13 protein-coding genes and 1 pseudogene are annotated in these 14,202 nt (G+C 70.5%); 7 read left to right on the top strand and 7 right to left on the bottom strand.

From position 1 onward, the window contains the following. Positions 1-75 precede the first annotated feature (75 nt). Both ABZ721_RS19125 and ABZ721_RS19120 read left to right on the top strand, forming a co-directional pair. Positions 76-1,923 (top strand): serine/threonine-protein kinase, encoded by a 1,848-nt coding sequence (locus ABZ721_RS19125; RefSeq protein WP_358789795.1) that lies wholly within the window; start codon positions 76-78, stop codon positions 1,921-1,923. Between the two features lie 193 nt (positions 1,924-2,116). Then, complete coding sequence (locus ABZ721_RS19120) at positions 2,117-2,479, top strand: DUF5955 family protein (protein ID WP_358789794.1); 363 nt, start codon at positions 2,117-2,119, stop codon at positions 2,477-2,479. Here ABZ721_RS19120 and ABZ721_RS19115 read toward each other — a convergent pair. Further along, positions 2,438-3,211, bottom strand: a complete 774-nt coding sequence (locus ABZ721_RS19115) for an IclR family transcriptional regulator (protein WP_358789793.1) — start codon at positions 3,209-3,211, stop codon at positions 2,438-2,440. The two genes, ABZ721_RS19120 and ABZ721_RS19115, sit on opposite strands and share 42 nt — an antisense overlap. 232 nt (positions 3,212-3,443) lie before the next feature. On the opposite strand from ABZ721_RS19115, the gene allB reads away from it, so the two are divergent. The 4 genes from allB to ABZ721_RS19095 all read left to right on the top strand — a co-directional run bounded on the left by allB (position 3,444) and on the right by ABZ721_RS19095 (position 7,166). After that, positions 3,444-4,787 carry an allantoinase AllB gene (gene allB, locus ABZ721_RS19110; protein WP_358789792.1) on the top strand — a complete coding sequence of 448 codons (1,344 nt, stop codon included), beginning with the start codon at positions 3,444-3,446 and terminating at the stop codon, positions 4,785-4,787. After that, on the top strand, positions 4,784-5,890 hold the full coding sequence (gene alc, locus ABZ721_RS19105; protein WP_358789791.1) for an allantoicase: 1,107 nt from the start codon (positions 4,784-4,786) through the stop codon (positions 5,888-5,890). The genes allB and alc overlap by 4 nt, the downstream gene beginning before the upstream one ends. A gap of 119 nt (positions 5,891-6,009) precedes the next feature. Further along, positions 6,010-6,759 carry a DUF6159 family protein gene (locus ABZ721_RS19100; protein ID WP_358789790.1) on the top strand — a complete coding sequence of 250 codons (750 nt, stop codon included), beginning with the start codon at positions 6,010-6,012 and terminating at the stop codon, positions 6,757-6,759. Positions 6,760-6,842: 83 nt separating this feature from the next. Then, positions 6,843-7,166, top strand: a complete 324-nt coding sequence (locus tag ABZ721_RS19095) for a hypothetical protein (RefSeq protein WP_358789789.1) — start codon at positions 6,843-6,845, stop codon at positions 7,164-7,166. A 662-nt stretch (positions 7,167-7,828) separates the two neighbouring features. On the opposite strand, the gene ABZ721_RS19090 is transcribed toward ABZ721_RS19095, so the two are convergent. Both ABZ721_RS19090 and ABZ721_RS19085 read right to left on the bottom strand, forming a co-directional pair. Then, positions 7,829-8,050, bottom strand: a complete 222-nt coding sequence (locus ABZ721_RS19090; RefSeq protein WP_358789788.1) for a DUF397 domain-containing protein — start codon at positions 8,048-8,050, stop codon at positions 7,829-7,831. Continuing rightward, positions 8,047-8,913 carry a helix-turn-helix transcriptional regulator gene (locus ABZ721_RS19085; protein ID WP_358789787.1) on the bottom strand — a complete coding sequence of 289 codons (867 nt, stop codon included), beginning with the start codon at positions 8,911-8,913 and terminating at the stop codon, positions 8,047-8,049. The genes ABZ721_RS19090 and ABZ721_RS19085 overlap by 4 nt, the downstream gene beginning before the upstream one ends. Positions 8,914-9,099: 186 nt before the next feature. Between ABZ721_RS19085 and ABZ721_RS19080 the strand changes: the two genes are divergently transcribed. Further along, on the top strand, positions 9,100-9,549 hold the full coding sequence (locus ABZ721_RS19080; RefSeq protein ID WP_358789786.1) for an ATP-binding protein: 450 nt from the start codon (positions 9,100-9,102) through the stop codon (positions 9,547-9,549). Between the two features lie 49 nt (positions 9,550-9,598). Here ABZ721_RS19080 and ABZ721_RS19075 read toward each other — a convergent pair whose 3' ends face one another. The 4 genes and pseudogenes from ABZ721_RS19075 to ABZ721_RS19060 all read right to left on the bottom strand — a co-directional run bounded on the left by ABZ721_RS19075 (position 9,599) and on the right by ABZ721_RS19060 (position 14,070). Then, positions 9,599-10,954, bottom strand: a complete 1,356-nt coding sequence (locus tag ABZ721_RS19075; protein WP_358789898.1) for a GH1 family beta-glucosidase — start codon at positions 10,952-10,954, stop codon at positions 9,599-9,601. 20 nt (positions 10,955-10,974) lie between these two features. Further along, positions 10,975-11,841: a carbohydrate ABC transporter permease gene (locus ABZ721_RS19070; RefSeq protein WP_358789785.1), complete on the bottom strand. Its 867-nt coding sequence runs from the start codon at positions 11,839-11,841 to the stop codon at positions 10,975-10,977. Beyond that, a pseudogene (locus tag ABZ721_RS19065) lies at positions 11,834-12,742 on the bottom strand (sugar ABC transporter permease); the annotation flags it as partial. The gene ABZ721_RS19070 and the pseudogene ABZ721_RS19065, both read right to left, overlap by 8 nt. Before the next feature lie 5 nt (positions 12,743-12,747). After that, on the bottom strand, positions 12,748-14,070 hold the full coding sequence (locus ABZ721_RS19060) for a sugar ABC transporter substrate-binding protein (protein WP_358789784.1): 1,323 nt from the start codon (positions 14,068-14,070) through the stop codon (positions 12,748-12,750). Positions 14,071-14,202 lie beyond the last annotated feature (132 nt).

The following is a 14,202-nucleotide window of genomic DNA, read 5'->3' as shown; positions in this document are numbered from 1 at the left end:
GGGCGGCGGGCGGAGCACGGGCTTCGATAGGCTCGGCGCCGTAAGGGACGGGTATCCGCAGGCCAAGGGGCAGACGTGACGAATCATCAGCAGGACCCGGTGCCCGCCACCGTGGCGGACAACGCGGTTCCGGACCCCGAGGTCTTCCAGCCGCTGACGGACGACGACCCGAAGACAGTCGCCGGATACCTGCTCAGAGCCCGCCTCGGCGCCGGCGGCATGGGCAAGGTGTACCTCTCGTACACGCCCGGCGGCCGCCCGGTGGCGATCAAGGTGATCCGCCCCGAGTTCGCCGAGGACCCCGAGTTCCGCCGCCGGTTCCGCCAGGAGGTGCAGGCCGCCCAGCGCGTGCAGGGCCTCTACACCGCGCCGGTCATCGACAGCGACACCGACGGCCCGCACCCGTGGCTCGCCACCGCCTACGTGGCGGGCCCCTCGCTGCACTCGGCCGTCGCCGACCACGGCGCGATGCCGGTGGCGTCCGTCCTGCTGCTCGTCGCCGGGATCGCCGAGGCGCTGCAGGTGATCCACCACGCGGGCATCGTGCACCGCGACCTCAAGCCGTCCAACGTGCTGCTCGCCGCGGACGGCCCGCGGGTCATCGACTTCGGCATCGCGCGGGCCGCCGACACCACGGCGCTCACCGGCACCGGCGTCAGCGTCGGCACGCCGTCGTTCATGTCCCCGGAGCAGGCGGCCGGCACCAGCTGCACTCCGGCCACCGACATCTTCGCGCTCGGCCAGATCGCGGCCTTCGCGGCGATGGGCGGCGCCGCCTTCGGCGACGGCCCCTCGCACGCGGTCCTCTACCGGATCGTGCACGAGGAGCCGGACCTGTCCGAGCTGCCGGGCGAGCTGCGCGAGATCGTCACCCGCTGCCTGATCAAGGACCCGACGCTGCGGCCGTCCACCGCGCAGATCATCGCCATGTGCGGCCAGGCGTCGAAGGATCCGGCGCTGCGCCGCCCGGACGGCTGGCTGCCGCAGTCGTACGCCGCCGACCTGACGCAGGCCGCCGCCCCCGCGCCGGCCCAGCCCGCAGCCCCGCCGGTGGTTCCGCAGCCGGGCCACCCGCCCACGCAGGCGGTGCCGCCGACCGCGCCGCCGCTCCACCCGCCGACCCAGCCGGTGAACCACCAGCCGGTCCACCCGCAGCAGGCCCACCCGCAGCCCGGCGGGCAGCAGCCGTTCCAGCAGCCGACGCAGGCCGCCCACCCGCAGCAGGGCAGGCCCCCGGTCGGCGGCTACGCGTACCCGCCCACCCACGGCCCCGGCGGTCCGGGGGGCTTCCTGCCCCTGCCGCCGAAGAAGAAGCGAACGGGCCTCGTCGTCGCGGCGATCGTCGCCGCGCTCGTGATCGGTACCGTCGCGTACGTCGCCGGCCAGAAGAACGACAGCAAGAACACCGCGGACGGGGGCGCCAAGAGCAGCGCGGCGTCGTCCCACGGCGCGGCGCCGTCCGCGAGCGGCGGTTCGACCGGGGCCGGGCAGAGCACGGCTCCGGCGGACCCGCAGCCCGTCTCGTACACCGGAATCAACATCCCCGGCAGCTACACGCTGTACCTCACCGACGAGCCGCCGCGGCCGAAGAAGGCGGAGGTGGGCGTGCACTACGAGGGCGACTTCGGCTACTCCACGGACTTCATCGAGGGCGCGAACGTCTCCACCCACGGCGGCAAGAACACCCTGGCGCTGGTACAGCCCGGCGAGCCCGCGACGCTGGCCGGCTGCCGCGCCAACACGCGCTACACCGAGACGATCAAGCAGGACACGATCTCCAAGGGGACCAAGATCTGCGTGACGACCAAGGCCGGGCACATCGGGCTGGTGACCATCCGCGGCTTCGGGTCCTCGGGCTCGGGGACCGGGTACGTCTCCGTCGACCTGACCGTCTGGCGCAACGCCGTTCCCGCAGGCGAGTGAGGGTTCCGCATCCAGCGTCAAGTTACTTGCTGTGCAAGGAAGTTGGCGTGGATTTCGTCGTCCGTATGGCGTCCCGCGCCGCGTTTCGCGTTAACTGAGCGCGCGCCCCGGCCGGAATCGGGGCGCGCGGGCGAGGGCGCTGGGGGGCGCGCTCGCCGGGGCATGGGTGATGCGGGAGGTGGGGGTGAGGTCGGTGGACGACGAGAGCGGCGCGGCCGCGCAGACAGCCGCGGACGTCAGGCCGGCGGGGTCCGGCGACGACGATCCGCGGGTGACCGCGCTGCGCCTGTCGGTCGCGCGGGTGCGCCGGGAGCTGGCCGCGCTGCGGTCGGAGCTGCCGGACCGGGCGATCGCCGAGGACGAGCTGGGCGCGCTGGCCAACGCCGCGGACGCCGGGATCCTGGAGATCGACCGGATGCGGCACTCGCTGCTGCTGGTCGCCGCCGCGCTGGGTTCGGTGAGCGCGCTGGCGGTGGCCCTGGCCGAGTTGCGCAGGGCCGTCGACCTCTTCGGGTCAGGCTCCGGTGCCGGCCCCGGCGCTGGCGAGAGCGTGTGACAGCTGCCGGGCGATGTCCTGGAGGATCGGGATGATCTTCTCCGTGGCGACCTCGGTCACCCGGCCCGCGGGCCCGGAGATCGAGATGGCCGCGGCGGTGGGGGAGTCGGGGACGGTGACCGCCAGGCAGCGGACCCCGATCTCCTGCTCGTTGTCGTCCACCGCGTAGCCGGCCTCGCGGATCCGCTCCAGCTCGCTGATGAAGTCGTCCGCGTTGGTGATCGTCTTCTCGGTCGCGGCGGGCATCCCGGTACGGGCGAGCAGCGCGCGGACCTCGTCCGGCGGCACGTTCGCCAGCAGCGCCTTGCCCACGCCGGTGGAGTGCGGCAGCACCCGCCGTCCCACCTCGGTGAACATCCGCATGGAGTGCCGGGAGGGCACCTGGGCGACGTAGACGATCTCGTCCCCGTCGAGCAGTGCCATGTTCGCCGTCTCGCCGGTCGTCTCGACCAGCTCGGCGAGGAAGGGGCGGGCCCAGGTGCCGAGCAGCTTGGCGGAGCTCTCGCCGAGCCGGATCAGCCGGGGGCCGAGGGCGTACCGGCGGTTCGGCTGCTGCCGTACGTAGCCGCAGTCGACCAGCGTGCGCATCAGCCGGTGGATGGTGGGCAGCGGGAGCCCGCTGCTGGCGGAGAGCTCGCTCAGCCCGACCTCGCCGCCCGCGTCGGCCATCCGCTCCAGCAGGTCGAAGGCGCGTTCGAGCGACTGGACGCCTCCTGCGCGGTCTGACGACACGTGCGGTCTCCTCTGGGCGGTGAACGGGTGGTGGATGACGGGGGAAGCCTACCGGCCGACCCCCGCCAATTGATCTCTCCAGCACCGTCTCCTGTAGCTAGCTACGGAGAGTGTGGCGAAATGCGAATTCCGCTTTGTGGAATCTTACATGCCCTTGACGGTATGCCGCCCTGTCCTGCACATTCGTTCAACAGAACGTTGAATTTCCAGCGAAAGCGAAAGGGGAGGGCACGTGGCGGAACTGGTCCTGCGCTCGACTCGGGTCATCACACCCGAGGGGGAGCGCCCGGCCGCGGTCGCGGTCAGCGGCGGCACGATCACCGCCGTCCGGGCGTACGACGCCGACGTCCCGGAAGGGGCCCGGCTGGTCGACCTCGGCGACGACGCGCTGCTCCCCGGGCTGGTCGACACCCATGTGCACATCAACGACCCCGGACGCACCGAGTGGGAAGGCTTCGCCTCCGCCACCCGGGCCGCCGCCGCGGGCGGCATCACGACCCTGGTCGACATGCCGCTCAACAGCATCCCGCCGACGACGACCACCGAGAACCTCGCCGTCAAGCAGGACACCGCGCGCGGCAAGGTGCACACCGACGTCGGCTTCTGGGGCGGCGCCGTCCCCGGCAACGTCAAGGACCTGCAGCCGTTGCACGACGCCGGCGTCTTCGGCTTCAAGTGCTTCCTGCTGCACTCCGGCGTCGACGAGTTCCCGCAGCTCTCCCCGGCGGAGCTGGAGGACGCCCTGACGGAGCTGGTCCGCTTCGACGGCCTGCTCATCGTGCACGCCGAGGACCCCCAGCTCATCGACGGCGCCCCGCAGCGCGGCGGTCCGCACTACGCGGACTTCCTCGCCTCCCGTCCCCGCGCCGCCGAGAACGCCGCCATCGAGGGGCTGATCGCCCTCGCGAAGCGACTCAACGCCCGGGTGCACGTGCTGCACCTGTCGTCCAGCGACGCGCTGCCGCTGATCGCCGCCGCGAAGCGCGAGGGCGTCAGGGTCACCGTCGAGACGTGCCCGCACTTCCTCACCCTCACGGCCGAGGAGGTCCCGGACGGCGCGACGGAGTTCAAGTGCTGCCCGCCGATCCGCGAGGCCGCCAACCAGGACGCCCTGTGGGAGGGACTGGCCGACGGCACGATCGACTGCGTCGTCTCCGACCACTCGCCGTCCACCATCGAGCTGAAGGTCAAGGAGACCGGCGACTTCGCCGCCGCCTGGGGCGGCATCTCCTCCCTCCAGCTCGGCCTGCCCGCCATCTGGACGGAGGCCCGCCGCCGCGGCCACAGCGTCGCCGACGTCGCCCGCTGGATGTCCCAGGCACCGGCGGCCCTCGTCGGGCTCTCCACGAAGGGGGCCATCGCGGTCGGCTACGACGCCGACTTCGCGATCCTCGCCCCGGACGAGACGTTCACCGTCGACCCCGCCGAACTCCACCACCGCAACCGCATCACCGCCTACGCGGGCAAGACCCTGCACGGCGTCGTCCGGCAGACCTGGCTGCGGGGCGAACTCATCGCCGAGAACGGCGTCCCCAACGAGCCCACCGGCCGTCTCATCACTCGGGAGAACACATGACCTCCACTTCGTTCGTCGGTGATGCGCGGCCGTTCGGTGGGGGTGATCCGTATGCGGATTACCGGCGGGCGGAGTTGCCGTTCACGGGGTTGGTGGATCTGGCGGATCGGCGGTTGGGTGCGGGGGTGATCGCGGCGAATGACGAGTTCTTCGCGGAGCGGGAGAATCTGCTGCTGCCGGAGCCGGCGCATTTCGATCCGGAGCGTTTCGGGCACAAGGGCAAGATCATGGACGGGTGGGAGACCCGTCGTCGCCGGGGTGCGGGCGCCGATCAGCCGCATCCGGTGGACGCCGATCATGACTGGGCGCTGATCCGGCTCGGTGCGCCTGGGGTGATCCGCGGGGTTGTCGTGGACACCGCGCACTTTCGCGGGAACTACCCGCAGTCGGTGTCGGTGGAGGCGACCGCGCACTCGCTGTCCGCGTCGGCGGAGGATCTGCTGGCGGAGGGGGTGCAGTGGACGACGATCGTGCCGCGTACCGCGGTGGGAGGTCACGCGGAGAACGGGTTCGCGGTGGAGGTGGAGCGGCGGTTCACGCATCTGCGGTTGAAGCAGCATCCGGATGGGGGGGTGGCGCGGCTGCGGGTGTTTGGTGAGGTGGCGCCGGATCCGGGGTGGCTGGCGGAGTTGGGGACGTTCGATCTGGTGGCGTTGGAGAACGGCGGGACGGTGGAGGACGCGTCGGACCGGTTCTATTCGTCGCCGGTGAACACGATCCTGCCGGGCCGGTCGCGGAAGATGGATGACGGCTGGGAGACGCGGCGGCGGCGGGACAAGGGCAATGACTGGGTGCGGTACCGGTTGGTGGCGCAGGGTGTGATCCGGGCGGTGGAGATCGACACCGCGTATTTGAAGGGCAACGCGGCCGGGTGGGCGGCGCTGTTCGTGCAGGACGAGGGGTCGGATGAGTGGACGCAACTGCTGCCGCGCACGAAGCTGCAGCCCGACACCGTCCACCGGTTCCTGGTCAATCCGGTTCCGGCGACGCGGGTGCGGATCGACATCTTCCCCGACGGGGGGATCTCCCGGCTGCGCCTGCACGGTTCGCTGACCGCCCGCGGGGCGGAACACCTCACCACCCGCACCGAAGAAATCAGCTGACGACCGTCACGCCGCCCGCCCCCGACCGAACGCGGTCGGGGGCGGGCGGCGTGCGTGGCGGCGCACTCGCATAACCTGTGGCGTCCGACGCAGCATGATCACCCGCGGGGGGACCCTTCATGAGCACCGCCAAGCCCGTTCGCATGTCCTTCGGGGTGTTGCGCAGCAACCGCCGCCTCCTGGTCTTTCCGCTGCTCAGCGCTGTCGCGCTGCTGCTGGTGTTCGGGGCCCTGACGGTGGTGGCGTTCGTTCTGGACGGGGCCGGGTCGTCGCCGTCCACCGTCGACCTCGTCGCCTCCGGCGCCGGCTACCTCCTGCTGGGATTCGCCTTCACCCTCTGCAGCGCCGCGATGATCTGCGCGGTCGACGACGTGCTGCGGGGAGAGCCGGCCCGCATCGGCACGAGCTACCGGCGGGCCCTGCGGCACTGGCCGCGGCTGCTGGCGTGGAGTCTGCTCAACACGACGGTTCTGCTGCTCATCCGGCAGCTGGAGCGGATCCCGGTCGTCGGCTGGGTCCTGAGCACGCTCTTCAGCAGCGGCTGGGCGATCGCCACCTACCTGGCGCTCCCGGCCATGATGGTCGACGGCCTCGGGGTGGTCGAGAGCACCCGCCGGTCGGCGCGACTGCTGCGCGAGACGTTCTCGCGGCAGGTGTGGGGTTCATTGTGGATCGCGCTCCCGATGGTCTTCTCGGTGATCATCGGATTCGCGGCCTTCATGCTCGCCGCCGAGTCGAACGACCCGGGCCTCGCGATAGCGGGCGGCGCGTTCGCCGTCCTGATCCTGCTGGGCGCCCTCCTGGTCGGCACCACACTCTCCGGCATCTTCCGCACCGCGCTGTACCGGGACGCCGCGGCCACGGCCTGATCGCCGGTCCGAACACGGTGGGGAGCGTCGTGGCGTAGCCTGCGCGGGACAACTCGATCCGGCCGGAAGAACGGGGACGCCCGGTGGAGCCTTGGCCCGAGGGCCGCGCGGCCGATCCGAAGGCGGCGCGCGAGCGGTACAACGCCGACCTGAAGGGGGACCGCCAGGCGATCCGCGAGGTCATCCGCGCCGATCTGCCCGCCGCGCACTTCGGCCTGGGGGCGGTGCTCGTCGCGAGCGTGCTCGTGGGCTGCCTGGCGGGACCCGTCGCCGGCGCCCTGGTGACGGGCGCGTTCGCCACGCTCTTCGCCCTGACGCTGGCAGTGATGTTCCTCCGAGGCATCCGCGGCACGGACGCCCTACGGCGGGCGTACCTCTTCTCCTTCGGCTGGGGCGGCTGGCTCTAGCGCTCAACGCGCTTCGCCTGGCGGCGAGTTCAGGTCGGATTTGACCCTGGCCCTGATCCGGGCGCGAAGAGCGGGCGCAACGACGTCCTCCTCGCGGAGCCGGAGCCGGAGCCGCAGCCGCAGCCGCAGCCGCCTACGGTGGTTCGCTGCGACTCGGGGGTGGCTGAGGTCCCAGCAGTGCGCAGTGGTGCGTCTGCGGCGCTGCGCCCCTTGACCGGGGGGAGGGGCGGCCCCGGCGCGGCGCGCCGGCCAGCGGTTCGACCCGCTGCGCGGCCTGGCGGCGCGGCGGGGTGGATAGCGCCCGGTGGGGCTCTGCGGGCGGCGTGTTGTGGCGGAGCGGGCGGGCTCGCTGCGCTGCCCTTCGCGTGGGCAGGCCTTCAGCGCCACCACCTCGCCGCAAGGTGTGGCGGTTGTGACTGGCGATGTCCCGTGGGCCCTGTGGGGTGCCGGTCTGGCAGTTGTGGATCACTTAGGTCGCACAGAACTCCACAGAGCGGCGTTCCGAGCACACGAGCCACCGGGCCCCGCCCGGGGAGCGCAGCGGACCGGCTGCGCTGCCCATCCCGGGCCGCGCAGCGGGCCGCCCCACTGGCCGGCGCACCGCGCCGGGGCCTCCCCCTCCGCCCGCAGACGCCCTCTCCGCACTGCCGGAACCCGGACGGTCAGAGCTCCCCGGCGATGACGCCTTGCCTGAACGCGGCCCATTCCGCCGCGTCGAAGCGGAGGGGCTCCCGCCCGGGGTTCTTGGAGTCGCGGACGGCGACGGCGCCGTTCGGGAGATCGGCGATCTCCACGCAGTTGTTTTCGGCTCCGCTGGCGGATGACTTGCGCCAGGCGACGGCCGAGAGGTCGTGCGCATACAGCTCCGCCTTGGGTCCGCTCACTGTCTGTGGCCTTCTTCCATCTGCGCGATACGGGCGAGTGAGTCCTCCATCGGCAAGGCCGTCGCACGGATCCGCTCGAACGCCTTGGTGAAGGGCACAGCTCCATCGCCCTCAACGTATGCCGCTCCGCTCAGGTTTTCCAGCAGGACTACATCGGGGATGGGGCCGGGGAACGAGACGATGGAGAAGCCGCCCACGACGCCCGGATGGGCGGTGCAGTTCAGTGGCATCAACTGGATCGTCACGTTCGGCATCTCGGCTGCGTCGAGAAGGCGGCGGAGCTGCTCGCGCATGGTCGCCGGGCGTACCACGAACCGCTGGTGCAGGGCCGCTTCGTGGATGATGACCCACAGCTCCAGCGGACTTCCCGGACGGGTGAGCACGGACTGCCGTGCCAGTCGGACCTCGGCCAGTGCTGCGATGTCGTCAGGAGTTCGTGACGTGGTGATGCCCGCGATGTTCTCGCGTGCGTAGGCGGCCGTCTGCAGTAGGCCCGGAATCACCAGGGGCGCCCACTCGCAGATCTGATCGGCGTCGGACTCCAGCGAGATGTAGTCCGCGTAAGCCGGCGCTACGACCCCGCTGTACGTCTGCCACCAGCCCTTCTTCCCGGCGTCCCGCGCCAGGTTCTCCAGCGCCGTGTGGACTTCGCCGTCGCTGACGCCGTAGATCGAGAGCAGTGCGCCGACCTCCGCCGGGCGGATCGCCTGTGCGGCGTTCTCGATCTTCGACATCTTCGGGCCCTTCCACCCCATGGCGGCAGCGGCCTCGTCGAGGGTGAGCCCGGCGTCGTTGCGCAGGCGCTTCAGGGTGGCGCCGAGACGACGGCGCCGGACGGTCGGAATCAGCGGAGAGTTGGGCATAAGGGAGTCCTACACCGCGAACTGGGATGTGGGGAACGGTAAGTGACCGCTTGTCACTCGATCTGGGTAGAAAACTTGCGATCGGATCGGGAGGGCGTAACCATCGGAGAGCCGTCACGCTGAGTCAACGGACCGGCGCACGGCGCCACACGATCCGACACTGCCTGTGGAGGTGCCATGTGCGACATGGCGGAAGCGCACGGAACGCTCAACCCCGGCTTCTACCTGCGCAGCAGACCCCGCGGCTTCGTCGTCCATCTCCTCGCCTCCGGCGAGAACCTCCGTGCCGTCCGGGAGTTGACCGGTAGGGCGCTCGCCGAGGCCGGGGTCGATTCCGCTACCGCGGAGAGCGCGCAGCTGGTCGTGTCCGAGCTGGTCGGGAACTCCGTGCGGGCGTGTGGGCCGTCGGTGCCGCTCGTGGTGGAGGTGTCGGTCAGGCGCGGGGCCGTGGTGCTGGGGGTGCATGATCCGGATCCCGTGGGGGTGCCGCGGCGGCGGGGGGTGGCGATGGATGACGCCGAGGCCGAGTCCGGGCGGGGTCTGGCGCTGGTGGAGTTGCTCACCTCGGGGTGGCGGGTGGTGCGGTCGCCCGTGGGGAAGCAGGTTCGGTGCCGCTTGGAGGCCGTGACGTGTTGAGGCCCGGCCATCCGTACCCCCCACGGGTACGGATGGCCGGGCCTCGATCTCAGGCCGCGCGGCGGGCGCGGCGGTGGTGGGCGGTGATGATGTCGGCGTAGCGGCGGCCGCTGCCCTTGATCGTGCGCTTCTGCGTCGGGTAGTCGACGTGGATCAGGCCGAAGCGCTTGTCGTAGCCGTAGGCCCACTCGAAGTTGTCCAGCAGCGACCACGCGAAGTAGCCGGCCAGCGGGGCGCCGTGGCGCACCGCCCGCGCGCACGCGGCCAGGTGCTCCTCCAGGTAGGCCTGCCGCTCCGGGTCGTCGACCTGGCCGTCGGGGCCGACGGTGTCGGGGTAGGCGGAGCCGTTCTCGGTGACGAAGATCCGCTGGGCGCCGTACTCCTCGGAGACGCGGATGAGCAGCTGCTCCAGGCCGTCGCCGTAGACCTCCCAGTCCATCGCCGTGCGCCGGACGCCCGGCAGGTAGACCTGCTTGGCGCGCGGCGCCGGGCCGGTCGGGTCGTCGGCGATGACGTTGCGGAAGTAGTAGTTGACGCCGAGCCAGTCGAGCGGGGCCGCGATGGTGTCGAGGTCGCCGTTCTGGATCGGGAGGTCGACGCCGTACAGGTCGACCATGTCCTGCGGGTAGCCGCGGCCGTGGATCGGGTCGAGCCACCAGCGGTTGGTGTGGCCGTCGGCGCGGATCGCGGCGGCGATGTCCGCGTCGCGGTCGGTGGCCGGCTCGCACGGGCTGAGGTTGTTGACGATGCCGACGCGGGCGTTCGCGTTGGCGGCGCGGATCGCCTGGACCGCGAGGCCGTGCCCCAGGTGCAGGTGGTACGAGGCGCGGACCGCGGCCGTGATGTCGGTCTGGCCGGGGGCCATCTTGCCCTCGAGGTGGCCGATCCACGACGAGCAGAGCGGCTCGTTGAGCGTCGCCCAGTCGTGGATGCGGTCGCCGAGCGCCTCGGCGACGACCGAGGCGTACTCACCGAACCGCTCCGCGGTCTCGCGCTCCGGCCAGCCGCCCCGGTCCTGCTGGGCCTGCGGCAGGTCCCAGTGGTAGAGGGTCGGGAAGGGGGTGATGCCCGCTTCGAGGAGGGAGTCGGTGAGCCGGTCGTAGAAGGCGAGTCCGGCCGGGTTGACCGGCCCGCCGCCCTGCGGCATCACGCGCGGCCAGGCGATGGAGAACCGGTAGGCGTCCAGGTTGAGTTCGCCCATCAGGGCGATGTCCTCGGGCACCCGGTGGTAGTGGTCGCAGGCCACGTCGCCGGTGTCGCCGGCCGCCACCTTGCCCGGGGTGTGGGAGAAGGTGTCCCAGATCGACGGGGACCGGCCGTCCTCGTCCACCGCGCCTTCTATCTGGTAGGCGGCGGTGGCCGCGCCCCAGATGAAGTCGGCGGGGAGAGCGCTGAGGTCGTTCACGAGCAGCCTTTCGGTGGTGGTCACTTGACGGCGCCGGCGGTGAGTCCGACGACCAAGTAGCGCTGGAGCAGCAGGAACCCGGCGACCACGGGCACGCTCACGACGAGTGAGGCGGCCATGACCTGGTTCCAGTACACGTCGGTCTGGGTGGCGTATCCCTGCAGCCCGACGGCGAGGGTGCGGGTGGTGTCGTTCGTCATGACCGACGCGAAGAGCACCTCGCCCCAGGCCGTCATGAAGGCGTACACCGACACCGCCACGATGCCGGGGACCGCTGCCGGGACGACGACGCGGAAGAGCGCGCCGAGCGGGCCGCAGCCGTCCACCATCGCGGCCTCGTCGAGGTCGCGCGGGATGGAGTCGAAGTACCCGACGAGCATCCAGATGGAGAAGGGGAGCGAGAACGTCAGATAGGTCAGGATGAGGCCGCCGCGGCTGCCGTACAGGGCGATCCCCGTCGAGTTCCCGATGTTCACGAAGATCAGGAAGAGCGGGAGGAGGAAGAGGATGCCGGGGAACATCTGGGTCGACAGCACCGTGACGGTGAAGAACTTGCGGCCCCGGAAGCGGTAGCGGCTGACGGCGTAGGCGGCGAAGATCGCCACCGCCACCGAGGCCACGGTCGCGCTGACCGAGACGATCACCGAGTTCACGAAGTACTTGGCGAGCGGGACCGTGTGCCAGATGTCGATGTACGGCCGGATCGTGAAGCCGCTCGGGATCCAGCGGAACGTGCCCTGCACGTCCTGCAGCGGCTTCAGCGAGCTGCTGAGCATCACGTACACCGGGGCGAGCGTGAAGACCGTGAGCAGGGTGAGGAAGATCCGCCGGGTCCAGTGGAACGACCTGGGCTGCGCCATCGGTGACGGGGGAGGGGCGTTACGCATCGGCCGGATCCCTCCTTCGTGACGTGATGAGCAGGTAGATCGCCGTGACGAACAGCAGGAACAGCAGCAGGAGCACGGACATCGCCGAACCGGCGCCGAAGTTCCAGGTGACGAAGGACGACTGGTAGATGTGGATGGAGATCAGGTCGGCGGCCTCGGGCGCCGACCTGCCGAACAGCACGTAGGGCGTGTTGAAGTCGTTGAACGTCCACAGGAAGAGCACCAGCACCAGCACCTGGTTGACCGGCCGCAGCGACGGCAGGGTGATCCGGCGGATCTGCTGCCAGACGCCCGCGCCGTCCATCGACGCCGCCTCGTACAGCTCGCGCGGGATGTTCTGCAGCCCTGCCATCAGGCACAGGAAGGCGAACGGCCACGAGCGCCAGACGGAGACGGTGACGAGGGCGGTGAAGCTGTTGTCGCCGATCAGCCAGAACGACCGGTCGGAGGTGAGGTGCAGCTGGTCGTGGATGACGTGGTTGATCATTCCCGTGTCGCGCTGGAACATGAACGACCAGGTGATGACGGCCGCGTAGACCGGCAGCGCGTACGGGACCAGGAAGATCGCCCGCAGGAACCCCCGGCCGCGGAAGGCGTCCTGCATGAGGATCGCCGCCGCGGTGCCGAGGACCCACGAGAGCCCGACCGCCAGGACGGTGAAGCAGAGCGTGACCCAGAACGAGTGCAGCAGTGCCTCACCGACCGGGGCGTCGAAGTCCACCGCTATGCGGTAGTTGTCCAGTCCGGCCCAGGGCGCGGCGCCCCAGTCGCGGATGAAGAACTGGGTGAGCTGTTTGAAGCTCATCACGATGCCGACGATCATCGGGATGAGGTGGATCAGCAGTTCGAGCAGGAGCGCGGGAAGCAGGAGCAGGTAGGGCAGGCCGATCCGGCGCAGTCGCGCGATCACGAGGCCGGCATCTGCTGCTGGGCCTTGGTGAGGGCGTTCTTCACGGACTCGGTGGTGACGTCCTTGCCGGACGCGGCCTGCGCGAAGAGCTCCTTCATCGCGGTGCCGACCAGCGTCTCGAACTGGCTCTCGTTGGGGACCTGCGGCAGCGGGGCGGCGCTCTTGGCGAGCACGTCAGCCAGGGTCTTCAAGTCGGGCGTGGAGAAGGCCGCGTCGCTCTGCGCGTCCTTGACGGGCGGCAGCGAGCCGTAGGTGGCGTTGAGGATCTTCTGCTCGGCCGGGCTGGTCATGAAGTTGACGAACTTCAGGGAGCCGTCGAGGTTCTTGGTGTTCTTGAAGACGGCGAGGTTGATGCCGGCGACCATCGAGTTGATGGCGGTTGCGCCCGTGGCGCCCGCGGTCTGGAACGGGACCGGCGCCACACCGTAGTCTTCGGGCTTCATGCCGTGGGACTTCAGCGAGGAGGCGGCGGCCTGCCACATCAGCATCCCGGCCTTGCCGGTCGCGAAGTCGGCCAGGGACTGGTTGGCCGAGTACTCGGCGTTGCCGGGCGCCGTGATCTTGTCCTTGCCGATGAAGTCGATGTACTGCTTGACGGCGGCGACGTTCCCCGGGGTGTCGAACGTGGCCTTGCCGGAGGCGTCGAAGAAGTCCGAGCCGTGCTGCTTGGCGAGGACGAAGGCGTGGTGGATGTTCTCCGAGCCGTTGCCGCCCTCGACGGCGAGGCCGAACTTGCCGTCCTTGGTGAGCTTCTTGCCGTCGGCGACCAGCTCGTCCCACGTGGTGGGCGGGGCGGCTATGCCCGCGTCGGCGAACATCTTCTTGTTGTAGTAGAGCCCGTAGGCCAGCGAGTACAGCGGCACGGCGGCCGGGTCCTTGCCCTGCGCGCCGGCGGCGGCGAGGGCGGCGGTGACGAAGCGGTCCTTGCCGCCGATCTTGCCGAAAGTGGCGGCGTCGAACGGCAGCAGCGCGCCGGTGGCCTGCAGCGAGGCGGACCAGGTGTTGCCGATGTTCAGCACGTCGGGGCCCTGGCCGGACGTGGCCGCGGCCAGGATTCTGTTGAGCAGGTCGGACCAGGGCACGACCTCGAGCTTGACCTTGATGCCGGTCTGCTGCTCGAACTTCTTCAGCTCGGGCTCCAGGACCTGCTTGTCGTTCTCCAGGCTGGTGCCCTGGTTGCTCGCCCAGTACGTCAGCGTCTTCGGGCTGCTGTTGCCGCCGCTGTCGTTGTTGCTGGAGCCGCCGCCGCAGGCGGAAGCGGTGAGTGCCATCGCTGCGGCGATGGCGGTTGCCGCGACTGCCCGGTGGTAGGTACGCATGACGGTCCCCTCTCAGGGGTGGGATCGCTACGGAACGGAAACGGGAACGGGTCTGGAACAGGTCTGGAACACGTCAGCAACGGGTCATCGTCCGTTCAAGAAGTGAACGGGCGCCGTGTCTTATTTCAGGGC

It is taken from the genome of Streptomyces sp. NPDC006733 (assembly GCF_040636125.1).
Taxonomy (GTDB): domain Bacteria; phylum Actinomycetota; class Actinomycetes; order Streptomycetales; family Streptomycetaceae; genus Actinacidiphila.
This window is presented reverse-complemented; position numbering and strand designations above follow the sequence as displayed.

Coding starts and splice junctions, on each gene's coding strand:
- ABZ721_RS19060 (WP_358789784.1), bottom strand. CDS start 14,070: ATGCGTACCTACCACCGGGCAGTCGCGGCAACCGCCATCGCCGCAGCG.
- ABZ721_RS19085 (WP_358789787.1), bottom strand. CDS start 8,913: ATGCCCAACTCTCCGCTGATTCCGACCGTCCGGCGCCGTCGTCTCGGC.
- ABZ721_RS19100 (WP_358789790.1), top strand. CDS start 6,010: ATGAGCACCGCCAAGCCCGTTCGCATGTCCTTCGGGGTGTTGCGCAGC.
- alc (WP_358789791.1), top strand. CDS start 4,784: ATGACCTCCACTTCGTTCGTCGGTGATGCGCGGCCGTTCGGTGGGGGT.
- ABZ721_RS19070 (WP_358789785.1), bottom strand. CDS start 11,841: ATGCGTAACGCCCCTCCCCCGTCACCGATGGCGCAGCCCAGGTCGTTC.
- ABZ721_RS19080 (WP_358789786.1), top strand. CDS start 9,100: ATGGCGGAAGCGCACGGAACGCTCAACCCCGGCTTCTACCTGCGCAGC.